We start from the raw sequence: 22,715 nt of genomic DNA on the forward strand, positions 1-22,715 counted from the left end.
GCAAGGCAACCAGCGTCTTTTGCAAACCTTGTCTTGTCGGGCCGGCCATGATAGCGAACCCCGAATTTCAATCCGGTCAGCAACGCTGCCCAGGCAAAAGGACCACAGCTTATGGCCAGCAACGACGACGCGCCGACCGGCGCAGCCAACGGTAATGGAAATGCGGCGCAGCCTTCGCTCAACGTGCTTGCGCAATATGTGAAGGACCTTTCCTTCGAAAGCCCCGGCGCACCGAACTCGTTGCGCGGCCGCGACAAGGCCCCCGGCATCGCCATTAATGTCAACGTCAACGCCAACCCGCTTTCGGACAAGCAGTTCGACGTCAATTTGACGCTGAACGCAAAAGCGTCGTTCGACCAGGAAGTGCTGTTCAACGTCGAGCTGGTCTATGGCGGCGTCTTTGCCATCAGCGGCTTCCCGCAGGAGCACATGCTGCCGATCCTGTTCATCGAATGCCCACGGCTGCTGTTCCCGTTCGCCCGGCAGATCATTGCCGAGGCAACACGCAATGGCGGCTTCCCGCCGCTGATGCTAGACCCGATCGATTTCGCGCAGATGTTCCAGCAGAAGCTGGCCGAGGACCAGGCTGCCGCCGCCAAGGTCAAGGTGAGCTGAACGCGGCTGTCTCGCTAGCGTTTGAAAAACCCGGCCTTGCGCCGGGTTTTTTGTATACCCGCTGGCGGGACAGTACCCCCCTCTGGCCTGCCAGCCATCTCCCCCTCAAGTGGGGAGATCGGACTTCACGTCAGCCTTCGCCAATCCTTCATCGTCGCAGGAATGAGCCAAGCGCTGGGACTGCCCAATCTCCCCCCTTGAGGGGGAGATGTCCGGCAGGACAGAGGGGGGTGCGACGGATCACTCCGCTCAAAATCACTATGCCGCGGAACTCGCTTCCGGGGCGACGCGCAGCCAGAGCGCCTTTTCGCCCAATGTACCAACCATGCTTGCGTGTGCTGTGCGCTCGGCATCGGTCAGGCGCGGGGGCAACGCGATCGGCCGCACACCGATCGAAATGTCGATGTCGTCGACATTCTGCCTCCCGCCCGCCGGAGTCAGGATGCTGTCGAGGATAAGGCTTGCCTGCTTGCCGCCGATAAGCTCGATATAGACCTCGGCTAGCAATTCCGAATCGAGCAGCGCGCCGTGCTTGGTGCGGCGGCCGTTGTCGATGCCGTAGCGGCGGCAAAGCGCGTCGAGCGAATTGGGGCCCATCGGATGCTTGCGGCGCGCCAGCGCCAGCGTGTCGACGATCCGTCCAGGATCGATGGCCGGATGACCAAGCCGGCCGAATTCGAGATTGAGGAAGCCGATGTCGAAGCCGGCATTGTGCGCGACCAGCTTGGCGCCGTCGATGAAGGCCAGAAACTCCTCGGCGATCTCCATGAAAGTCGGCTTGCCCTGAAGATCGGCGGCGCTGATGCCGTGCACGGCCTGCGCCTCGTGATGGATCTGGCGGCCTTGCGGGTTGATGTATTTGTGGAAGGTTCGGCCGGTCGGGAAGCGGTTGACCAACTCGACGCCGCCAAGCTCGATGACGCGGTCCTCGCGCGTGTCGAGCCCGGTGGTTTCCGTATCGAAGATGATCTCACGCATCGAATCAGTCCATTGGTTCCGGTGTCATTCTAGCCGAATCACACCCGGAACAAAATGGCAACGAGTAATGTGGGCTGCAAGCCTCTTAACCAGGCCTGGCTGCCTTATCCCCGACTAGTTCGGCGATGATGGCCTTGACGGCAGCGCGAGCGGCGTCAAAGCCCTGGCCGGTGTCGATGACGAAGTCGGCGCGCCGGCGCTTTTCGGCGTCGGGAACCTGCCTGGCCAGGATCGACGCAAACTTTTCCTCGCTCATGCCCGGGCGTGCCAGCACGCGGGCGCGCTGGACTTCAGGCGGCGCGGTGACGACCACGACCTTGTCGACACGGTTCCGGCCGCCGGTCTCGAACAGCAGCGGTATATCGAGCACGGCAAGCGGTGCGCCGGCGGCACGATTTTCAGCCAGGAACGCATCGGCATCGGCACGGACCAGCGGATGGATGATCGCTTCGAGCCGTTTCAGCGCGGCGGCGTCGCCGAGCACCCGCTCCGCCAGTGCCGCGCGGTCGACCGCACCGGATCTGGTGGTCCCGGGAAAGGCCGCCTCGACCAAGGGCGCGGCCTTGCCGGCATAAAGCCGATGCACCGCCTCGTCGGAATCATGGACCGGCACGCCGGCCTCGGCAAACATCTTGGCTGTGGTCGACTTGCCCATGCCGATCGATCCGGTGAGGCCGAGTACAATCATTTTATCGCGCCGATATCGGCAATGATCATTTGCCGCAGCTCGGCGGAGACCTGCGGCCTGATGCCGAACCAGCGCTCGAAGCCGGGCACCGCCTGGTGTAGCAGCATGCCGAGCCCATCGACGGTTCTCAGGCCGCGCGCCTTGGCTGCGGCAAGCAGCGGCGTCTCCAGCGGCACGTAGACGATGTCGGTGACGATGGCGCGGTCCGGCAGTCTGCCCGGATCGGCGGACAGGCCTTCATTGCCATGCATGCCGAGCGCTGAGGTGTTGACCAGCAGGCCGGCATCCTCGAGCAATTCGCCGGTTGCCGCGATGTTGTGGGCGGAGACGCCGGCACCGAAGCGGTCGCGCAGCTCCTGCGCCCTCGCAAGCGTCCGGTTGACGATGCGGATGTCGCTGACGCCGCGCTGCTTCAGCGCATGGATGACCGCGCGAGCGGCGCCGCCGGCACCGAGCACCACGGCGGGGCCGTTGGCCGCCCAGCCCGGTGCATACTCGTCCAGATTGGCGGCAAAGCCATGGGCATCGGTATTGCCGCCCCACAATTCGCGATCCTCGAACCACAGTGTGTTGACCGCACCGATCTGTTCGGCGTCGGCGTCCCGCCGCTTGGCCAGAGCGAAGGCGGCTTCCTTGTGCGGGATGGTGACGTTGCCGCCACGATAGTCTTGTGCCTGCAGCGTTCGCAGGAATTCCGCAAACGCTTCCGGTGCAACGTCGATGGCCTGATAGAGGCCGTCGATGCCGTAGTTCGCCAGCCAGTAGCCGTGGATCTTCGGGGACCTGGAATGTGCGATCGGGTGGCCGGTGACGAAGGCTTTTTTCGGGGCCTCAGCCATCGATCGCCCCGAACTCACGCAGCTTGGCCAGCACCGGCAAAAGCGGCAGGCCGACAATGGTAAAATAGTCGCCTTCGATTTTTTCGAACAGCTGGATGCCCTCGCCTTCGATCTGGTAGGCGCCGACGCTGGACGACGCCTTGGCGCCGACGCGCGCCAGATGGCGGCCGATGAAGGCCGGATCGAGCTTGCGCATGGTCAGGTTGGCGATGCCAACATGCCGCCACAGAACCTGGCCGTCACGGGCCAGCACGACGGCGCTGTTGAGCTGATGCGTCTTGCCCGACAGTGCCAGCAGATGACGGCGCGCGTCTTCCATAGTGGCCGGCTTGTGGAACAGTTCGTCGCCGAGCGACAGCGTCTGGTCGCAGCCGAGCACCAGGGCGCCGGGCTTGCGCTCGCTGACTTCGGTGGCCTTGGCTTCGGCAAGCACCAGGGCGACATCCTCCGGCGACACGCCACTATTTTGCAGCGGCGCCTCGAGCGCGCGTTCGTCGACAGAAGCCGGAACCGCTTCGACCGTAACGCCGGCATTGACGAGCAGCGCCTTGCGGAACGGACTGCCCGAGGCAAGGATGATTTTTTCGGCCATTTTTTTCGCCCGTTTCCTGGCGCTCGCTAGGGTGTGTCGAGATTCAGGTCAGGCCGAGTCGAGAATGGTGGGTTCCGAGAACCGGAACGGAGCGGACATTTGGGTCCGTGAGTACCGGAAGCGCAGGAAACCGCCGTTCGCAGGCCGGCATCACCTGAATATCGACATGCCCTACCGCGTCTTGCCGCGCAGGGCAACGATCGCCGCCGCCGTCTCCTCAATCGAACGGCGGCTGACGTCGATCATCGGCCAGCCATGCCGCGTGCATATCTGGCGGGCATAGGCGAGCTCTTCGGCGATCGCAGCGCGGTCGACATAATCGGTCGGCTCATAGGCGCTGGTGCCGAGAATGCGGTTCTGCCGGACTTGCGATATGCGTTCGGCGGTGGCGACCAGGCCGACGATCAGCGGCCTCCTGGCATCGACCAGGCTTTCGGGCACCGGCACGCCGAGCACGATCGGAATGTTGGCGGTCTTGATGCCGCGATTGGCGAGATAGATGCTGGTCGGCGTCTTTGAGGTGCGGGAGATGCCGACAAGCACGATGTCGGCATCGTCCATATTGGCCGGCAGCTGGCCGTCATCATGCTCCATGGTGAAATTGAGCGCGTCGATGCGGCGAAAATATTCAGCGTCCAGCACATGCTGGGCTCCGACGCGGCGGCCGGCCGGCGTGCCGAGATAGGACTGGAACACCGTCAGCACCGGCTCGAGCACCGAGACGCAAGGTAGGCCCATCGCCGCGCAGCGTTCGTCGATGCCACGGGCAAGCTTCTGGTCGACCACCGTGTAGAGGATGATGCCCGGCTCCTCCTCGATGTCCTCGAACACCTTCGTCACCTGCTTTTCGGTGCGGATGAGCGGGTAGATATGTTCGATGGCGCGCGCGTCCTTGTACTGCGCGGAAGCCGCGCGGCCGGCGGCCAGCAGCGTTTCGCCGGTGGCGTCGGAAATCAGATGAAGGTGAAAGAAGCTCTGCGGTTTGTTCACAGGATACATTCCAGGCTGTGGGCCGATGTGGATAAGCCGGGCGGAAAACTCGGCCACCGCGAAGCGACTGTATCAGATGCCGGTTTGTCCACAATTCGATGTGCTGTCCGCTTCTCAGGGCGGTTGGGGACAAGTCCGGGGACGGAGCTTTTTACCTTCGCGTCATCCACAGGGGCAATTTCCCTGGCCTGGCGGCAACGCATTGATTCCAGTCGTAAATTCCCGACTTTCCACAAAGTCCTGCAATCCCGTTGGAGAAGCGCGCGACAATATGCTGGCTGGTCTTTTCGAGGGCAAAGCGGGACAGGAGACAACCACCACAACCAACAGACTCTTAGAATCATAAGATTCCTAAAAATAGAATATTTAATTATAGGGAAGCCTGGAAAGGCGAGCGCTCAATGCCTCAAGACCGGATCGTGCTGGACGTGTTGAGAGGCAAGGCGGCGTTTCCGCCGCCGCTCTGGATGATGCGCCAGGCTGGCCGCTATCTGCCGGAATACCGGGAGACGAGGAGACGGGCAGGATCGTTCCTCGATCTTTGCTACGACCCGGATCTCGCCGTCGAAGTGACGTTGCAGCCGATCGAACGCTTCGGCTTCGACGCATCGATCCTGTTTTCCGATATCCTTGTGGTGCCGCATGCGCTCGGCCGCGACGTGCGCTTCGAGGAAGGACGCGGCCCGCTGCTGACGCCGATCACGGCTGCGGAAATTGCTGCTCTCGAAGGCGAAACGTTTCACGTGAATCTCGAGCCGGTCTACGAGACGGTGCGGCGATTGCGCGCCAGACTGCCTGATGAAACGACGCTGATCGGCTTCTGCGGTGCGCCCTGGACGGTGGCGACCTATATGATTGCCGGCCACGGCACGCCCGACCAGGCGCCGGCCAGGCTGTTCGCCTATCGCGAGCCGGCGGCCTTCCTTAGGCTGCTGAAGGTGCTCGCCGATCATTCGGCTGCCTATCTGATCCGCCAGATCGATGCCGGCGCCGACGCGGTGCAGATCTTTGATTCGTGGTCCGGCGTGCTCGACGAAGCGTCGTTCGAGTTGTTCTGTGTCCAGCCGGTGGCCGAGATCGTCCGGCAAGTGAAGGCTGCCCATCCCGACGTTCCGATCATCGGCTTTCCCAAGGGTGCCGGAGATCACTATCGAAGCTATCGCCAGAAGACCGGCGTGGCGGGGCTGGGCCTCGACTGGACCGTGCCCTTGTCGACGGCAAAGGAATTGCAGCGTGACGGCGCCGTGCAGGGCAATCTCGATCCGCTGCGGCTCGTAGCCGGCGGCAAGGCACTTGGCGACGGCGTAGCGGCGATCCTGAAGGCGCTGGGCGACGGGCCGCTGATCTTCAACCTCGGCCACGGCATCACACCGGAGACGCCGCTCGCGCATGTCGAGCAGATGGTCAAGCTGGTGCGGAGCGCGTCGTGACGATGATGGGCGCAGACAATGCGAACGGCACCAACACCGGCAAGGGCGCGATGCGCCGCGCGGCAATTGCGATCGCCATTTTTCTCGTGCTGGCCGGGCTGCTGTTTCTCTTCGGGCCCGATGATTTCTATCCCTGGGCGAAGGCGATCCATGTGATTGCCGTCATCTCCTGGGTGGCGGGCATGCTCTATCTGCCGCGCTTGCTGGTCTATCATGCCGATGCCGAAAAAGGCTCCGTCCAGTCGGAGACTTTCAAGGTGATGGAGCGCCGCGTGCTGCGCGGCATCATCAATCCGGCAATGGTGATCACCTGGGCGTTCGGCCTGTGGCTTGCCTGGAAAGGCTTTGGTTTTCAGGGCGGCTGGCTGCATGCCAAGATCGCTGCGGTGGTTGGCCTGTCGGCCGTGCATGGCTATCTCGCCGGCGCCGTCCGGAAATTTTCCGAAGACCGCAATGAAAAACCGGCAAGGCACTGGCGGATCGTCAATGAGATCCCTACATTGCTGATGATCGTCATCGTCGTCCTGGTTATCGTGAAACCGTTCTGACGTCTTCGGTTGCCCGCAAAAGGCGGCTTGCTCTTTCAACCGACCGACGATAAAAGACGGGTCTTCCTTCCCGTCATGCGCCGCCCATTTATCGCTTCGGCCGCGCCCGGCATTTGTCGCATCCCGCCGATATTTTTCCCAAAGCTTACTCAGAGTCCGTCTAATGATGCAAGAAATGAAACTCACAGAGTTCAAGAACAAGAAGCCACCAGAGCTGATCGCTTATGCGGAATCGCTCGAGGTCGAGAACGCCAGCGTCATGCGCAAGCAGGAGCTGATGTTCGCGATCCTGAAGAGGCTGGCGACCCAGGATATCGAGATCATCGGCGACGGCGTCGTCGAAGTGCTGCAGGACGGTTTTGGTTTCCTGCGCTCTGCCAATGCCAACTATTTGCCAGGTCCCGACGACATCTATATTTCACCCTCGCAGATCCGGCGGTTCTCGCTGAAGACCGGCGATACGGTCGAAGGCCCGATCCGCAGCCCGAAAGAGGGCGAGCGCTATTTCGCGCTGCTCAAGGTCAACACGATCAATTTCGACGACCCGGAAAAAATCCGCCACAAGATCCATTTCGACAATCTGACGCCGCTTTATCCGACCTCGCGGCTGAAGATGGAAATGGAGGTTCCGACCTCCAAGGACATTTCGGCGCGCGTCATCGACCTGGTGGCGCCGCTCGGCAAGGGCCAGCGCGCGCTGATCGTGGCGCAGCCGCGCACCGGCAAGACGGTGCTGCTGCAGAACATCGCCCATTCGATTACCACCAACCATCCGGAATGCTACCTGATCGTGCTTCTGATCGACGAGCGGCCGGAGGAAGTCACCGACATGCAGCGCTCGGTGAAGGGCGAGGTTGTCTCCTCGACCTTCGACGAGCCGGCGGTGCGCCACGTCCAGGTTGCCGAAATGGTCATCGAAAAAGCCAAGCGCCTGGTCGAGCACGGCCGCGACGTCGTCATCCTGCTGGATTCGATCACCCGCCTAGGCCGCGCCTACAACACCGTCGTGCCGTCATCCGGCAAGGTGCTGACCGGTGGTGTCGACGCCAACGCGCTGCAGCGGCCGAAGCGCTTCTTCGGTGCTGCCCGCAATATCGAGGAAGGCGGTTCACTGACCATCATCGCCACGGCGCTAATCGATACCGGCAGCCGCATGGACGAGGTCATCTTCGAAGAGTTCAAAGGCACCGGCAATTCGGAAATCGTGCTCGACCGCAAGGTGGCGGACAAGCGCATCTATCCGGCCATGGACATCCTCAAGTCCGGCACCCGCAAGGAAGACCTGCTGGTTCCGCGCCAGGACCTGCAGAAGATCTTCGTGCTGCGCCGCATCCTGGCGCCTATGGGAACGACCGACGCCATCGAGTTCCTCATCGACAAGCTCAAGCAGACCAAGACCAACGCGGATTTCTTCGATTCGATGAATACGTAAGGTTGCGGGCTGGCCGTTGCCTTCGTCATCCTCGGGCTTGACCCGAGGATCCATGCCGTGAGGTCTACCGGAGAAAGCAGCGGGGCAGAATCTGCGCCGTTGCAGCGCGCGAAAGTCACGGCATGGATCCTATGGTCTGCGCTGCGTCGCTTCGCTCCTTGCTTCGCCATAGGATGACGAATTCTATCTTCGCCGCAATAACCCTTCCAGCTCTTCAGCTTCCATTATCACCGGCAGGCAAACCTGCCCGGTGCACAGCCAGGCGCCGGGCTCGGCCGTTGGCGGCAGGACGCCACCTGGCAAGGCCGGCAGATTTGTCGCCGAGCCAACAGGCACGACGATGTCCACCCGACGGGGGTCTGGATTTCGATTCGCAACCGGAACAAGCCTTGGATTCTCCGGTCTATCCACGATCACCAGTTTCAGCGGCTCCAGCGCCAGGGCACAGGCATTGACTATTCCCGCCTGGCCGTAGCCCTGGTGCTCCGCCCGCCCGCCCGCGTGCTCTGCGACTGTCCAGGCTTTCTCCCAGAGTTCGAGATCGCCCGAAAGCGACGACAATCGGACCAGGGCTTCGATGATCTGGCCGGTAGCGGAAGGAATGGCTTCGTCGACATCGCCGCGGATGCGGATCGGCACATCCCCGCTGTCGGACGCGGTCAGATAGTAGCCGGTCTTGTCGCTGTCGCGGTGCCAGAGATCGAGTTGCTCAATGAATTTCCTGCCTTGGGCGATGTAATCCGGACTGCCTGTCGCCTCGAACAGCGAGAAGGCGGCATTGGCCATGGCGGCATAGTCGCTCGATAGAGCCGGGAACAGCCTCTTTGCGCCGAGCATCGAATGCGGCAGGCGATTATCACGTCCGGCGCCCGCAATTGCGGCAAAGGCCGCTGCCGCCACTTCGATCCAGTCGGATCGGCCAAGCGACCGCCCGGCCTCGGCAAGGACTGCGATCATCAAGCCGTTCCAGTCGGTCAGGGCCTTGCCGTCACGCCCGGGCCGAACGCGCTGTTCCCTTGCCGCCAGCAGCCTTTGCTTGAGCGGAACCAGAAGGGCACGATCGACGACGCTTTGCGCCTGTTGAGCATCAGTCTGGCAAATGATCGGCTTGCCCTCCCAGCCATGCGGACCGGCAAGCGTGAAGTATTTGAAAAACAAGGCTGAATCGTCGCGGAGGGCGGCTTCGAGCTCATCCCTGCTCCAGGTGTAGAACAACCCCTCCTCGCCCTCGCTATCGGCATCGAGGCTGGCGGCAAAAGCGCCGCCCTCGACCCGCATTTCGCGCAACAGCCAGGCAATCGTCTCTTCGATTCGCAGCCGGAACAATTCCTTGCCGGTTGACGCATAGGCCCAATTGCACAAGCGGATGAGCTGGGCATTGTCGTAGAGCATTTTTTCGAAATGCGGCACCAGCCATTCGGCGTCGGTCGAGTAGCGGCTGAGACCGCCGCCAATATGGTCGTAGATGCCGCCGGCCAGCATCTTTTCGAGGCTGAGGAGAACGGCGTCGCGGTGGGAAGCTGCGCCGTCGCGCAGCCAGGACAGCCAGAGGCTCTGCATGAACGGCGCGTTGGGGAATTTCGGCGCGCCGCGCAGGCCGCCCAAATCGCGGTCGATCATGCCGTCAATGCCGTTGGCGAGCTTTGCCAGCATGCCGCGGTCGAGCACGGCCTTGCCATGGCTGCCCGCCAGCCGCGTCTCGACATGCGTAGTCAAACCGTCGGCACTTTGGTTAAGGCTTTCTTTCTTCTCCCGCCAAGCCTTGTCTACCGCCTCCAGCACCTGGACGAAGCCCGGCCGGCCGTAGCGGGCCTCGCGCGGAAAGTAAGTGCCGCCCCAGAACGGCTTGCCGTCCGGGGTCAGGAACATGGTCAGCGGCCAGCCGCCCTGCTCGCCCATCGAGGACAGCGCCGCCATGTAGATCTGGTCGATGTCGGGGCGCTCCTCGCGGTCGACCTTGATATTGACGAAGAGACGGTTCATGACGGCGGCGACGTCGTCGTTCTCGAAGCTCTCATGCGCCATGACGTGGCACCAGTGGCAGGCGGCGTAGCCGACAGAGAGCAGGATCGGACGCTGCAGCGCCTTTGCTTCGGCCAAAGCGGCGGGCGACCATGGCCGCCAGTGCACCGGATTGCCGCTGTGCTGCTGCAGATAGGGGCTGGCCTCTTCGGCGAGCAGGTTTTGTGCAGGCAATGTCAACGGCGCTACTCGATGGCGGATTGAACAGGCATAGCTAGGGCGCTTCGGCAGAGCGGGCAAATGATTTCAAAAGACTCCATCGTGGCGCTGTCGAGCGGGCGCCTGCCGGCCGGCATTGCAGTGATCCGGATTTCAGGATCGCAGAGTCGATTCGCTATCGAAACGATTGCCGGATCGACGGTGCCGAACCGCGTTGCCACCTATCGCAAGCTCCGGGCGCCCGACGGATCGGTGCTGGACAGCGGCCTGGTCGTCTTCTTTGCCGGTCCCGACAGTTTTACCGGCGAGGACGTTGCAGAGTTCCATGTGCATGGCGGGCGCGCTGTCGTGGCGAGGATGCTGGAAACCATCGCCTCCTTCGATGGCGTCAGGCATGCCGAGCCTGGCGAATTCACCCGCCGCGCCTTTCTCAACGGCAAGCTCGACCTGGTCGAGACCGAGGCGCTGGCCGATCTCATCAACGCCGAGACAGAGGCGCAGCGGCGCTTTGCCGTGCACAACGCCGAAGGCGTGCAGAGCGACCTCTATCTGGGCTGGCGCCGACGGCTGATCCACGCCCGCGCGATGATCGAGGCCGAGATCGACTTTGCCGACGAGGATGACGTGCCGGGCTCGGTCGCCGATACGGTCTGGTCGGATGTCCGGGCGATGATCGAGGAAATAGAGCGCCATGTCGCCGGCTTCCGCGCAGCCGAAATCATTCGCGACGGGTTCGAAGTCGTGATCCTCGGCGCGCCGAATGCCGGCAAATCCAGCCTGTTCAACGCCTTGGCGCGGCGCGAAGCGGCGATCGTGACCGACGAGCCGGGCACGACCCGCGACCTGCTCGAGGTGGTACTGGACCTTGAAGGGATGCGGGTCAGGGTAACCGACACCGCCGGTCTGCGCGAAGCGCCAGGCATGATCGAGGCGATCGGCATCGAGAAGGCCAGGACCAAGGCGCACAGTGCGGATCTGCTGTTGCTGCTGGAGGATCTGGCGGAGCCAGTCGCGATCGGTGTGCTGCCGGGCGACATGCCGGCGCTGAGGGTCGGAACAAAAATTGACCTGTTTGGGACCAAATCGCCCTCGCCCTCGGCGCACTATGATTTCGCTATCTCGACGCGGGACGGCACGGGTTTGGCCGAACTGCTGGACGAGATCGGGCGTCGTGCCGCAGCGCAGATCGGCAAGGCCGGCGATATCCTGCCGTCTCGGCTGCGGCACGTCGAGCTGCTCAATGAGACGAAACGGTTCCTGGTTGCGGCTGTCACGGGGGGCGAGCGCGGGCAGGAGCTGCGGGCCGAGGAACTGCGCCTGGCGGCGGATCGGCTCGGACGAATCGTTGGGGCGGTCGATGTGGAGGATATGCTCGATGTGATTTTTTCGCAGTTCTGTATTGGGAAATGACTCACGTGAAACATTGGGGAAGGAGCACACAGCGATGGAGACGGAACGCTGGCGCTGTCCCCTCCAACGTCTGCTAGGTTCCTCGCGCTGCAGATCGCAGGGACTGTGGTCCGCTTCGCTTCGGTGAAGTAAAGCTGGCAACCAACGCGGACATTCTTCTAATCTAAAGTGTCGGACAAAATCAGATCCTCTGGCGAAGGAACCGGGGCCGTGATTCACGTGAAACAACTCCCAACCCACGCAGATGGGATTGTTTCACGTGAAACGAACAGTCCCCTGTCCTTGACAGCGCGTGCCTCCGGGGACATGTGTCGGTCCACTTGAATTCGGGATTCTGAAATGACCAATCACTATGATGTGGTTGTGGTGGGCGGCGGCCATGCTGGGTGCGAGGCGGCCAGTGCTGCCGCGCGGGCTGGCGCCAGAACGGCGCTGGTGACGCTGCGCTTCGACACGATCGGTGTGATGTCCTGCAATCCGGCGATTGGCGGCCTCGGCAAGGGCCATCTTGTTCGCGAGATCGATGCCATGGACGGGCTGATGGGGCGCGTCGCCGATGCGGCCGGCATCCAGTTCCGGCTGCTCAACCGCCGCAAAGGGCCGGCGGTGCGTGGTCCCCGCACGCAAGCCGACAGAAAGCTCTATCGGCTCGCCATGCAAGCGGCGATTCGCCAACAGACCGGTCTCGAGGTTGTCGAAGGCGAGGTGCTGGATTTCGAAATCTATGACGGGGAAATCGACGATGGGCGCATCGCGGCGGTGCTGTTGGCGGACGGAAGCCGGCTCGCCTGCGGCGCTGTGGTGCTGACGACCGGCACTTTTTTGCGCGGGCTGATCCATATCGGCGAAAAGAAGATCGTCGCCGGCCGCATGAACGAGCAGGCGAGCATCGGTCTGTCGGCGACGATGAGCCGCGCCGGCTTCAAGCTCGGGCGGCTGAAGACCGGCACGCCGCCGCGGCTGGACGGCAGGACGATCGATTGGGCGTCACTGGAGAGCCAGGCGGCGGACGAAGACCCCGTGCCGTTCTCGCTGCTCACCGAGCGCATTCAAAACCCGCAGATCCATTGCGGCATTACCCGAACGACCAATGCCACGCATGAGCTGATTCGCGCCAATCTCGGCCGCTCGGCCATGTATTCGGGGTCAATCGAAGGCGTCGGGCCGCGTTATTGCCCGTCGATCGAAGACAAGATCGTCAAGTTCGGCGACCGCGAGGGCCACCAGATTTTTCTGGAGCCGGAAGGGCTGGACGACGACACGGTCTACCCGAACGGCATCTCGACCTCGCTGCCGGAAGATGTGCAACTGGACATCCTGAAGACCATTCCGGGGCTGGAGCGGGCAACCATGCTGCAGCCGGGCTATGCCATCGAATATGACCATGTCGACCCGCGCGAGCTCAAGCCAACGTTGGAAACCAGGCGGATAGGCGGGCTTTTCCTCGCCGGCCAGATCAACGGCACAACCGGCTATGAGGAGGCCGGCGCGCAAGGGTTGCTTGCCGGCTTGAATGCAGCGCGCAAGGCGTCGGCGAGCGATGAAATCGTGCTGAGCCGCACCGAAGCCTATATCGGCGTGATGGTCGACGATTTGACCAGCCGCGGCATCGCCGAACCGTACCGCATGTTCACCTCGCGGGCCGAGTTCCGGCTGTCGTTGCGGGCCGACAATGCCGATGAGCGGCTGACGCCGCTGGCGATGAGACTGGGGATCGCCTCGCCCGAGCGAATGCAGCGGTTCAGCAATGTCATGCAAGACCTTGAGAAAGTGCGACAGCTCGCCCTCGGCATCACGATGACCCCCAATGAGGCGGCGCGCCATGGGCTCGAGATCAATCGGGACGGCGTCCGTCGCTCGGCATATGAGTTGCTGGCCCATCCCGGTGTCGATATCGCCTGGCTGGCCCGCATCGAACCAGCGTTCGCGGCGATCGACGTCAAAACGGCCGAACGTCTTGAAACGGAAGCCAAATATTCTGTCTATCTCGACCGCCAGCAGGCCGACGTAGCGCAGATCAGGCATGAGGAGAGCCGGCTTATTCCCGAGTCGCTCGACTTTGCTTCTGTTCCCGGCCTGTCGAACGAGTTGAAGCAGAAGATGCTGGCACGCCAGCCTCGCTCCATTGCCGACGCGCAACGCATGGAAGGCATGACGCCGGCGGCGCTGGCGATTATTGTCGCGCATGTGCGCAATGCCGAGGCGGCCGCGCGAAAGCAGGTCGCGTGAGCGCTGCGTCCTGGGCAAACCTGCAAGCGGCAGCGGGCCCGGTTTCACGTGAAACATTCGATCGTCTGGTCGAGTTCGAGGCCGTCTTTCAGAAATGGAATCGCCGGATCAATCTGGCCGCGCAATCGACGCAGGACGATGTCTGGGGCCGCCACATCCTCGACAGCGCGCAGCTGGCGCGAATCAAACCAGAGGCGAAGCGCTGGGTCGATCTCGGCTCCGGCGGCGGGTTTCCCGGCCTCGTGCTGGCCTTTCTGCTGGTCGAGCGGGAAGGCGCCGGCATCGACCTGGTTGAAAGCAACCGCAAAAAAGCATCGTTCCAGCAAGCGGTCGTCGGCCAGTTCAGCCTGCCCGCCAAGGTCATCGCGCGACGCATAGACGACAGCTATCGTCTTGTTCCTGCACCGCAAATCGTCACGGCCAGGGCGCTTGCTTCGCTGCCGGCCTTGCTCGACCTGGCTGCCCCATGGCTGACGAAGGGCGCACGCGGCCTGTTTCACAAAGGCCGGGATTACCGCGCCGAAGTGGCAGAAAGCGCTCAACGATGGTCTTTCGATCTGGTAGAACATGCCAGTGCAACCGACGCGCAGGGCGTCATTCTCGAAGTATCCGACTTGCGACAGCTCCCTGGCTTGTGACCGGCGACCCAAATGAATTTCTGGCATAGACCCATGATGAAGAACGGCCCCCGAATCATCACCGTCGCCAACCAGAAGGGCGGCGTCGGCAAGACGACAACCGCCATCAATCTGGCCACCGCGCTGGCAGCCATAGGCGAACAGGTGCTGATCGTCGATCTCGACCCGCAGGGCAATGCCAGCACCGGGCTTGGCATCGACCGGCGCGACCGCACCGTATCCTCCTATGATGTGCTGACCGGCGAGCTCGATCTCGAAGCAGCCGCGATCCCGACGGCGGTGCCAGGCCTGTCGATCGTGCCGTCGACGCTCGACCTGCTCGGCATCGAGATGGAAATCGCCTCGGCGCCGGATCGGGTTCTGCGGCTGCGCAACGCGCTACGGGCTTCGGCCGAGCGCTCGGCCAAATTCGGCTATGTGCTGATCGACTGCCCGCCCTCGCTCAACCTGTTGACACTGAATTCGATGGCTGCGGCCGATTCGGTGCTGGTGCCGCTGCAGTGCGAGTTTTTCGCGCTGGAGGGCCTGAGCCAGCTTTTGGAGACGGTCGAGCAGGTGCGCCGTTCGATCAACCCCGACCTGACGATCCAGGGCATCGTGCTGACCATGTTCGACGGGCGCAACAATCTCGCCAACCAGGTGGTGCAGGATGTCCGGGCGCATATGGGCGACAAGGTCTACCAGACCGTCATCCCGCGCAATGTCCGTGTTTCCGAGGCGCCGTCCTATGGCAAGCCGGCGATTCTCTACGACCTCAAATGCTCGGGCAGCCAGGCCTATCTGCAGCTTGCTTCGGAAGTGATCCGTCGCGAGCGCAAATTGCGGGCCGCCTGAACGATAAGCCGAATTCGATACCGAAACGATCTGGACGGACGATGAACGAAGACCCTTCGAGAAAAAGATTGGGACGGGGACTGGCGGCGCTGATCGGCGAAATCGATCGCCCGGCGGCTCCGGAAAAGCCCGGGCTGACGGCCGACGGCAAGGTGCCGATCGAGTTCCTCAGCCCCAACCCGAAGAACCCGCGCCGGCATTTTGGCGACGCCGACCTGACCGACCTCGCCCAGTCGATCCGCGAGCATGGCGTGGTGCAGCCGGTGGTGGCGCGGCCGTCGAAAACCCAAACAGGCCGCTACGAGATCATCGCCGGCGAGCGTCGCTGGCGTGCGGCGCAACGCGCCGGGCTGACCGAAATCCCGATCATCGTACGCGACGTCAACGATCGCACGGCGCTAGAGCTTGCGATCATCGAAAACGTCCAGCGCACCGACCTCAACCCGGTCGAGGAAGCATTGGGCTACCAGCAGCTGATCGACGACCACGGCTATACGCAGGCCGATCTCGGCCAGGTGATCGGCAAGAGCCGCAGCCATGTCGCCAATACACTGAGACTGCTCAAGCTGCCCGACGTCATTCGCGACATGCTGGTCGACGGCGCGCTCTCGGCCGGCCATGCCCGCACCCTGGTGACGGCCGACGACCCGGCCGGGCTTGCCAAGCGGATCATCGACGAGGGGCTTTCGGTGCGCCAGGCCGAAGCTTTGGCGCAGATGCCGGTCGGCGCGCCGACGGCAAAGCGCCAGCCTGCGCCCCCGCCGCAAAAGGATGCCGACACGCTGGCGCTGGAAAAGCTGATGACCAATACTATCGGCATGATCGTCACGATCGAGCACAACCAGCGCGGCGGCGTGATCAGCGTCGCCTATCGGACGCTGGAGCAGCTCGACGAGCTTTGCCGAAGGCTGAAGCGGGAGTAGGGTTGCCAAAACGTCGAGGTCTTTAGCCGGCAAGTAACGTTTTTTCTAAGGCGCCGGTCATTGGCGAAATCGTCGAAGTAATTAATCTCCCCCCTTGAGGGGGAGATGGCCGGCAGGCCAGAAGGGGTCGTCTCACATCAAGCGCCCACGTCGTCTGTCGTCGCGGAAGGGGCTGGTGTTCCACGCGCTGCGACCCCCTCTGTCGCCTTCGGCGACATCTCCCCCTCAAGGGGGGAGATCAGGTGCGCTGCGCCAGCCTTGCGCTCTCCACGGCAATGCCGAGCAGCGCCTGGCGTGCCAGCGCGACCGACAGATCCGGCCGCCGGCGTGTCTGCAGGATCGCCGTCTGCAGACGGTTGAGTGCGCGGCCGAGCCCTTCGCTGCTCCACCGTTCGAGGGCTTTCTCCACCAGCTTGCGCCGCGAGAAAAAAACCGGCGGGCGCGCCGCGGCAACGACCGAAGCGGCATTGCGGCCGCCGGCGTCCATCTGGCCGCGCATGGCCTGGATCGCCTGCAACTGCCGCATCGCCGATGAAAGCACCAGGAAGGGCTGGCCGCCAGACTGGCAATGGCGGGTGAAGGCGCTGTCGAAGTCGGCGATCCTGCCTTCGAGCAGGGCGTCGACCGCCGCGTCGAAGGAGAGGCCGGAGACATCGCCAGACGTCGCCTTGACGTCATCGAGGCCGATTTCGGGCTGGCCATGCGCATAAAGCACCAGCTTTTCGATCTCGCCGCGCGAGGCCAGCCGGTCGCCGCCGAGATTGCGGCGCAGCGCCTGCCGCGCCTCCAGTGTCATCGACATGCCGGCCTTGCGCAATTCGTCGTCGATGACCGTATCGATATCCCTGGCTTCATCGGCATAGCAAGGCAATGCCATGGCATTGTCCGCCGCCTCCACCACGGCGCGCAGGCCGACGCCCTTCTTCAGGTCGCCGGCCTCGATGAGGATGATGGCATCCCGCGCGGGCTCCGACGTCAGCGCCTTGACGTCGTCAGCAAGCGCCTTCTGGGCGCCGGCATTGCGCACCCATAGCAGGCGCCGCTCCGAAAACATCGGCACGGTGCGGGCCTCGTCGAGCAGGCGGCCCTCGTCGCGTTCGACCTCCGAACCGTCCAGCCTGACCACCGAGAACGGATCGTCAAGCGGCAGGCCGGTCTTGCCGGCAAAGGCCTTTGCCCGCTCGGCAACCAGCCCGCGATCGGGACCGTAAAGCAACACGATCGAGACGCGCGGATCCGGCTTCGCGAGCCATGAATCGACCTCGTATGCTTTCTTCTGTGCCATTGGCGCTGATTAGCATGACGCGGGCGCGAGGTGAACCACGGGCGCCGGCCTGCTAGTTCTTGTTCTCGGGACTATCAGGCTTGAACGAGCTATCGGCATCACCGAGGCGTTCGTAGTCCGTCATTGCCGCGTCAAGCGATTTGTCTTTCTCGACTGACCACAAAGTCACTGAGGCCAGATAATTTGTGAAGGCGTTCTGCTCTCTTGCGAAAATGGCGGCCAAACGCGAGTCGTTTTGGAAAAAGCGATCGAGTTCCTGTTTGATTGCAACGTCATTCTTCGCCAGCGACCGTATAGCCCATACAGCCGATGCCACCGTCATCACACGCATCATATCTTTTGATGCCTGGCTCTTGGGACACCCATATTTCCGGCACGCAGCGACAATCATGATATTCTCGGGGCGACCTGGAGCCACCACACCCCCGAATTTCCCCATAACAAGGCCGATACGGATTGCGTCCGCCGCGATGCCGTCACGGCTGGTTCGAAGATTTTCCAGAATATGATCTATGTAGGACAAGTCTCCTGTCGCCATATAGGCGCCAAGCAGCAGATCATTGTCCAACGGGACAAAGAGAGGTGTCAACGTTTTCAAAGGGATGGCACCGGCGGATGCTGCATCATCCAGCTTTCGGCTCGACGCGAAACGCCGCGCTTCGTCCGTGAGACCAGCCTTGTGCAGAGCGGCCAGATAAAGGTCAGCCGCGCGATCGGAGGGCACGCCATCCAGCAGTTTTCGTCGCATCTCCGGCGAGCCGTCGAACAATGCAGCGAAAAAACCGGTTATCGTTCCGTTTTCAGCGCCGGACGGAGCTTGATCCAAGGTTGTGATGAGCCGGTCAATGCAGGCAGCATCCCTCGTGCGATGGTACGTGCCGATGCAATCGTCCGACTGAGCGAAAGTTGGTCGACCGGATCCAACCAGAAAAGCTACAATCGCCAAAGCGACGACGGCCCTCGATCTGCCTTGCATTCCCACCTCTCTCAAAACGATCCTGTCAGGATAGGGTCCTGGATGGTGGGCGCAACTTGAATCGCTGGAAGCGGGCTCGTCAAAGGCAAGCTCACCCCGGGACATATCGTCTGTTGCGGCAATCGTCGGCAAATTTCTGCTAAGTTGCGTGCTGCCGTCCAACATCGACAAGAAATTTCGCAGACATATCTTCATCTTGTGCGCGGGAGGCTGCATCGGCCGGGTCCGAAGGACCGAAGGCTTCCCCGACGAATTCGCACTGGTCTGGCGGCGTGGATGTGCAAATATCCTGGCCAGGCAACAGTGGAGGAACCGAGATCATGGCCGATGCCGGAATGTTGCGTTTCCATGTTCCGGAGCCGGAGGTGCGGCCGGGCGGAACGCCGGATTTTTCAGACGTGACCATCCCCAAGGCCGGCTCAGTGCCGCGTCCCGAGATCGACGTCGATCCGCGTACCATCCGCGATCTGGCGTTCTCGATCATTCGCGTGCTGAACCGCGCTGGCGAGGCCGTCGGGCCATGGGCCGGCCTGCTTTCCGATGAAGAGCTGCTGGAGGGGCTACGTCATATGGTGACGCTGCGCAGCTTCGATGCGCGCATGCAGATGGCGCAGCGCCAGGGCAAGACCTCTTTCTACATGCAGCATCTCGGCGAAGAGGCGGTGAGCTGCGCCTTCCGCAAGGCGCTGTCGCGGGGCGACATGAATTTTCCGACCTATCGGCAGGCCGGCCTGCTCATCGCCGACGGCTACCCGATGGTCACGATGATGAACCAGATCTATTCGAACGAGGCCGATCCGCTGAAAGGGCGGCAATTGCCGATCATGTATTCGTCGAAGGAGCACGGCTTCTTCTCGATCTCCGGCAATCTGGCGACGCAGTATATCCAGGCGGTCGGCTGGGCGATGGCCTCGGCAATCAGCAACGATTCAAAGATCGCCGCCGCCTGGATCGGCGACGGCTCGACCGCCGAGTCCGACTTCCATTCGGCGCTGGTCTTCGCCTCGACCTACAAGGCGCCGGTCGTGCTCAATGTCGTCAACAACCAGTGGGCGATTTCGACGTTCCAGGGCATCGCCCGCGGCGGCTCCGGCACGTTCGCCGCGCGCGGGCTCGGCTTCGGCATTCCGTCGCTGCGCGTCGACGGCAACGACTATCTCGCCGTCCACGCGGTGGCCAAATGGGCCGCGGAACGGGCGCGCAGCAATCTCGGGCCGACGCTGATCGAATACGTCACCTACCGCGTCGGCGCCCATTCGAGCTCCGACGACCCGTCCGCTTACCGGCCGAAGGCAGAGTCCGATGCCTGGCCGCTCGGCGACCCGATCGTCAGGCTGAAGAACCATCTCATCCAGCGCGGCGTCTGGTCGGATGAACGCCACGCCCAGGCCGAGGCGGAAATCCTCGACACGGTGATTTCGGCGCAGCGGGAGGCCGAGCGCCATGGCACGCTGCATGCCGGCGGCAAGCCCTCGGCCCGCGACATGTTCGAGGGCGTCTATGCCGAGATGCCGCCGCATCTCCGGCGCCAGCGCCAACAGGCCGGGGTCTGACCATGCCGCGGCGGACCATGATCGAGGCGATCCGCGACGCCATGGACGTGTCGATGGCGCGCGACGAACGCGTCATCGTGTTCGGCGAGGATGTCGGTTTCTTCGGCGGCGTTTTCCGCTGCACGCAAGGCCTGCAGGCGAAATACGGCAAGAGCCGCTGCTTCGATGCGCCGATCAGCGAATCCGGGATTGTCGGCGCGGCGATCGGCATGGCGGCCTACGGGCTGAAGCCTTGCGTCGAGGTGCAGTTTGCCGACTATGTTTATCCGGCCTATGACCAGATCGTCTCGGAAGCGGCGCGGCTGCGCTACCGGTCGAACGGTGATTTCACCTGCCCGATCGTCGTGAGAATGCCGACCGGCGGCGGTATCTTCGGCGGCCAGACCCACAGCCAGAGCCCGGAGGCGCTGTTCACCCACGTCTCTGGGCTGAAAGTCGTGGTTCCGTCCAATCCGCACGACGCCAAGGGCCTGCTGATCGCGGCGATCGAGGATCCCGACCCGGTGATCTTCCTGGAACCGAAGCGGCTCTACAACGGCCCCTTCGATGGTCATCACGAGCGGCCGGTAACGCCATGGTCGAAACATGAGCTCGGCGAAGTCGCCGATGGCCATTACACCGTGCCGCTCGGCAAGGCCGTGATCCGGCGGCCGGGCGCTGCGGTCACCGTGCTTGCCTATGGCACGATGGTCTATGTCGCCCAGGCGGCCGCCGAGGAGACCGGCATCGATGCCGAGATCATCGATCTGAGGACGCTGCTGCCGCTGGATCTCGAGACGATCGTCGCCTCGGTCAACAAGACCGGGCGCTGTGTGATCGTGCATGAGGCGACGCTGACATCCGGCTTCGGCGCCGAACTTTCGGCGCTGGTGCAGGAGAACTGCTTCTACCATCTGGAAGCGCCGGTGGCGCGGGTCACCGGCTGGGACACGCCCTATCCGCATGCGCAGGAGTGGGACTATTTTCCCGGTCCGGCCCGGCTAGGCCGCGCGCTCGTCGAAACGATGGAAGCCTAAGGGGGAAGACGATGGGCGAATATGTCATCAAGCTGCCCGATGTCGGCGAAGGCGTCGCCGAGGCCGAGCTCGTCGAATGGCAGGTCAAGGTCGGCGATCTCGTGCGCGAGGATGCCGTGCTTGCCGCTGTCATGACCGACAAGGCGACGGTCGAGATTCCTTCGCCCGTCGATGGCGAAATCGTCTGGTTGGGCGCCGAGATCGGCGACACGGTGGCGATCGGCTCACCGATTGTCAGGTTGAAGGTGGCGGGCGAGGGTAACGTCAAGCCGCCACGGGACGTTGAGGCGGGCGCCAAGCGTACCCCCACCCCTGACTCCACCCCACAAGGGGGAGGGGGACGCGTCACGGCCGCCAAAGCCGATGCCCCGCGCCCCTCGCTCTCGCCTGAGCTTGCTCCAAGAAACGGGAACGCAGGTGTGGCGCGGACAGAATCCCCCTCCCCCTTGTGGGGAGGGGTTAGGGGTGGGGGTACTGCGACGTCCGGAGCGGCGCGCCCAGAGGGCGAAAAGCCACTGGCCTCGCCGGCCGTCCGCCTCAGGGCGAAAGAGGCCGGCATCGACCTTCGGCAGGTCCCGGGAACCGGCCCGGCCGGCCGTATCCAGCACGAGGACATCGACGCGTTCCTGGCACGCGGACCGCAGCTCGCGAAGGCCCTTGGCCTCGCCCGCAACGAGGCGGTCGAGGACATCAAGATAGTCGGGCTCAGGCGAAAGATCGCCGAAAAGATGACGCTGGCCAAGTCGCGCATCCCGCACATCACCTATGTCGAGGAGATCGACGTCACCGCGCTCGAGGATTTGCGCGCCGCGCTCAACAAGGAGAAGCGGCCGGGCGGGGACAGGCCGAAGCTGACGCTGCTGCCGTTCCTGATGCGGGCGATGGTCAAGGCAATCGCCGACCAGCCCAATGTCAACGCGCTGTTCGACGACGAAGCCGGCATCGTCCACCAGCATGGCGGCGTCCATATCGGCATCGCCGCGCAGACGGCTTCGGGGCTGATGGTGCCGGTGGTCAAGCACGCCGAGGCGCGCGACATCTGGGATTGCGCAGCCGAGGTTGTCAGGCTGGCCGAAGCGGCAAAGTCCGGAACGGCGACGCGCGACGAGCTCTCGGGCTCGACCATCACCATCACCTCGCTCGGCGCCATGGGCGGCGTGGCGACGACACCCGTGATCAACCACCCGGAAGTGGCGATCGTCGGCGTCAACAAGATGATGGTGCGGCCGGTATGGGATGGCACCCAGTTCATCCCGCGCAAGATGATGAACCTGTCCTCCAGCTTCGACCACCGCGTCGTCGACGGCTGGGACGCGGCGGTGTTCATCCAGCGGATCAAGGCGTTGCTGGAGACGCCGGCGCTGATTTTTGTGGATTGAGGTAATGGGCAGCAGCGCAGAATGAGAACAGTAGCGATCCTTCCCACCCCCCTCTGCCCTACCGGGCATCTCCCCCGCAAGGGGGGAGATTGGCTGCCTTCCCGGCCTTCGCCAATCTCCAATGTCGCAGGAGTAAGCGGGGCGTCGAAGCTGCTGATCTCCCCCCTTGCGGGGGAGAT

At 63.1% G+C, this 22,715-nt stretch carries 20 protein-coding genes; 12 read left to right on the forward strand and 8 right to left on the reverse strand.

What is annotated here, in order from left to right; translation table 11 throughout:
• Positions 1-111: 111 nt before the first annotated feature.
• On the forward strand, positions 112-615 hold the full coding sequence (gene secB / locus NKH70_RS02705) for a protein-export chaperone SecB (RefSeq protein ID WP_292659655.1): 504 nt from the start codon (positions 112-114) through the stop codon (positions 613-615).
• A 258-nt stretch (positions 616-873) separates the two neighbouring features.
• Here the strand turns inward: secB and dnaQ are convergent, their stop codons facing one another.
• The 5 genes from dnaQ to NKH70_RS02730 form a co-directional block, all read right to left on the reverse strand.
• On the reverse strand, positions 874-1,593 hold the full coding sequence (gene dnaQ / locus NKH70_RS02710) for a DNA polymerase III subunit epsilon (protein WP_352977025.1): 720 nt from the start codon (positions 1,591-1,593) through the stop codon (positions 874-876).
• A gap of 85 nt (positions 1,594-1,678) precedes the next feature.
• The gene (gene coaE, locus NKH70_RS02715; protein ID WP_352715893.1) at positions 1,679-2,281 is read right to left on the reverse strand and encodes a dephospho-CoA kinase; all 603 of its coding nucleotides are present in this window, start codon (positions 2,279-2,281) and stop codon (positions 1,679-1,681) included.
• Positions 2,278-3,120 (reverse strand): shikimate dehydrogenase, encoded by an 843-nt coding sequence (locus NKH70_RS02720; protein ID WP_352977026.1) that lies wholly within the window; start codon positions 3,118-3,120, stop codon positions 2,278-2,280. The genes coaE and NKH70_RS02720 overlap by 4 nt, the downstream gene beginning before the upstream one ends.
• Entirely contained in the window at positions 3,113-3,712 is a 600-nt protein-coding gene (locus NKH70_RS02725; RefSeq protein WP_352715887.1) for a Maf-like protein, read from the reverse strand. Before NKH70_RS02725 ends, NKH70_RS02720 begins: the two co-directional genes overlap by 8 nt.
• Before the next feature lie 171 nt (positions 3,713-3,883).
• Positions 3,884-4,702, reverse strand: coding sequence for a pyruvate, water dikinase regulatory protein (locus NKH70_RS02730; RefSeq protein ID WP_292659665.1), 819 nt, complete (start codon positions 4,700-4,702; stop codon positions 3,884-3,886).
• Between the two features lie 401 nt (positions 4,703-5,103).
• On the opposite strand from NKH70_RS02730, the gene hemE reads away from it, so the two are divergent.
• From hemE to rho, 3 genes are all read left to right on the forward strand, one after another.
• Positions 5,104-6,132, forward strand: coding sequence for a uroporphyrinogen decarboxylase (gene hemE, locus NKH70_RS02735; RefSeq protein WP_352913105.1), 1,029 nt, complete (start codon positions 5,104-5,106; stop codon positions 6,130-6,132).
• Between the two features lie 2 nt (positions 6,133-6,134).
• Positions 6,135-6,680, forward strand: coding sequence for a protoporphyrinogen oxidase HemJ (gene hemJ / locus NKH70_RS02740; RefSeq protein ID WP_502908313.1), 546 nt, complete (start codon positions 6,135-6,137; stop codon positions 6,678-6,680).
• Positions 6,681-6,846: 166 nt separating this feature from the next.
• The gene (rho, locus tag NKH70_RS02745) at positions 6,847-8,112 is read left to right on the forward strand and encodes a transcription termination factor Rho (protein ID WP_023675925.1); all 1,266 of its coding nucleotides are present in this window, start codon (positions 6,847-6,849) and stop codon (positions 8,110-8,112) included.
• 183 nt (positions 8,113-8,295) lie between these two features.
• On the opposite strand, the gene NKH70_RS02750 is transcribed toward rho, so the two are convergent.
• Positions 8,296-10,314, reverse strand: a complete 2,019-nt coding sequence (locus NKH70_RS02750) for a thioredoxin domain-containing protein (protein WP_352913103.1) — start codon at positions 10,312-10,314, stop codon at positions 8,296-8,298.
• A gap of 60 nt (positions 10,315-10,374) precedes the next feature.
• Here NKH70_RS02750 and mnmE point away from each other — a divergent pair, with 60 nt between their 5' ends.
• The 5 genes from mnmE to NKH70_RS02775 all read left to right on the forward strand — a co-directional run bounded on the left by mnmE (position 10,375) and on the right by NKH70_RS02775 (position 16,327).
• The gene (mnmE, locus tag NKH70_RS02755) at positions 10,375-11,703 is read left to right on the forward strand and encodes a tRNA uridine-5-carboxymethylaminomethyl(34) synthesis GTPase MnmE (RefSeq protein WP_352977028.1); all 1,329 of its coding nucleotides are present in this window, start codon (positions 10,375-10,377) and stop codon (positions 11,701-11,703) included.
• Positions 11,704-12,042: 339 nt separating this feature from the next.
• A complete protein-coding gene (mnmG, locus tag NKH70_RS02760) occupies positions 12,043-13,932 on the forward strand; it encodes a tRNA uridine-5-carboxymethylaminomethyl(34) synthesis enzyme MnmG (protein WP_352913100.1) in 1,890 nt (629 codons plus the stop codon).
• A complete protein-coding gene (gene rsmG, locus NKH70_RS02765; protein ID WP_352913098.1) occupies positions 13,929-14,570 on the forward strand; it encodes a 16S rRNA (guanine(527)-N(7))-methyltransferase RsmG in 642 nt (213 codons plus the stop codon). The genes mnmG and rsmG overlap by 4 nt, the downstream gene beginning before the upstream one ends.
• 33 nt (positions 14,571-14,603) lie before the next feature.
• Positions 14,604-15,404 (forward strand): ParA family protein, encoded by an 801-nt coding sequence (locus NKH70_RS02770; RefSeq protein WP_352913096.1) that lies wholly within the window; start codon positions 14,604-14,606, stop codon positions 15,402-15,404.
• A 41-nt stretch (positions 15,405-15,445) separates the two neighbouring features.
• Positions 15,446-16,327, forward strand: coding sequence for a ParB/RepB/Spo0J family partition protein (locus tag NKH70_RS02775; protein ID WP_352913094.1), 882 nt, complete (start codon positions 15,446-15,448; stop codon positions 16,325-16,327).
• A 238-nt stretch (positions 16,328-16,565) separates the two neighbouring features.
• On the opposite strand, the gene holA is transcribed toward NKH70_RS02775, so the two are convergent.
• Both holA and NKH70_RS02785 read right to left on the reverse strand, forming a co-directional pair.
• Positions 16,566-17,612 carry a DNA polymerase III subunit delta gene (gene holA / locus NKH70_RS02780; protein ID WP_352913093.1) on the reverse strand — a complete coding sequence of 349 codons (1,047 nt, stop codon included), beginning with the start codon at positions 17,610-17,612 and terminating at the stop codon, positions 16,566-16,568.
• 52 nt (positions 17,613-17,664) lie between these two features.
• The gene (locus NKH70_RS02785) at positions 17,665-18,759 is read right to left on the reverse strand and encodes a hypothetical protein (RefSeq protein ID WP_352977029.1); all 1,095 of its coding nucleotides are present in this window, start codon (positions 18,757-18,759) and stop codon (positions 17,665-17,667) included.
• Positions 18,760-18,908: 149 nt separating this feature from the next.
• On the opposite strand from NKH70_RS02785, the gene NKH70_RS02790 reads away from it, so the two are divergent.
• The 3 genes from NKH70_RS02790 to NKH70_RS02800 are packed head-to-tail and all read left to right on the forward strand — an operon-like array spanning position 18,909 to position 22,536.
• Positions 18,909-20,141 carry a 3-methyl-2-oxobutanoate dehydrogenase (2-methylpropanoyl-transferring) subunit alpha gene (locus tag NKH70_RS02790; protein WP_352466549.1) on the forward strand — a complete coding sequence of 411 codons (1,233 nt, stop codon included), beginning with the start codon at positions 18,909-18,911 and terminating at the stop codon, positions 20,139-20,141.
• A gap of 2 nt (positions 20,142-20,143) precedes the next feature.
• On the forward strand, positions 20,144-21,157 hold the full coding sequence (locus NKH70_RS02795) for an alpha-ketoacid dehydrogenase subunit beta (RefSeq protein ID WP_292665092.1): 1,014 nt from the start codon (positions 20,144-20,146) through the stop codon (positions 21,155-21,157).
• Between the two features lie 11 nt (positions 21,158-21,168).
• The gene (locus NKH70_RS02800; RefSeq protein ID WP_352977030.1) at positions 21,169-22,536 is read left to right on the forward strand and encodes a dihydrolipoamide acetyltransferase family protein; all 1,368 of its coding nucleotides are present in this window, start codon (positions 21,169-21,171) and stop codon (positions 22,534-22,536) included.
• The last annotated feature ends 179 nt before the right edge of the window (positions 22,537-22,715 follow it).

It is taken from the genome of Mesorhizobium sp. M0991 (genome assembly GCF_040318915.1).
In the GTDB taxonomy this organism is placed as follows: domain Bacteria; phylum Pseudomonadota; class Alphaproteobacteria; order Rhizobiales; family Rhizobiaceae; genus Mesorhizobium.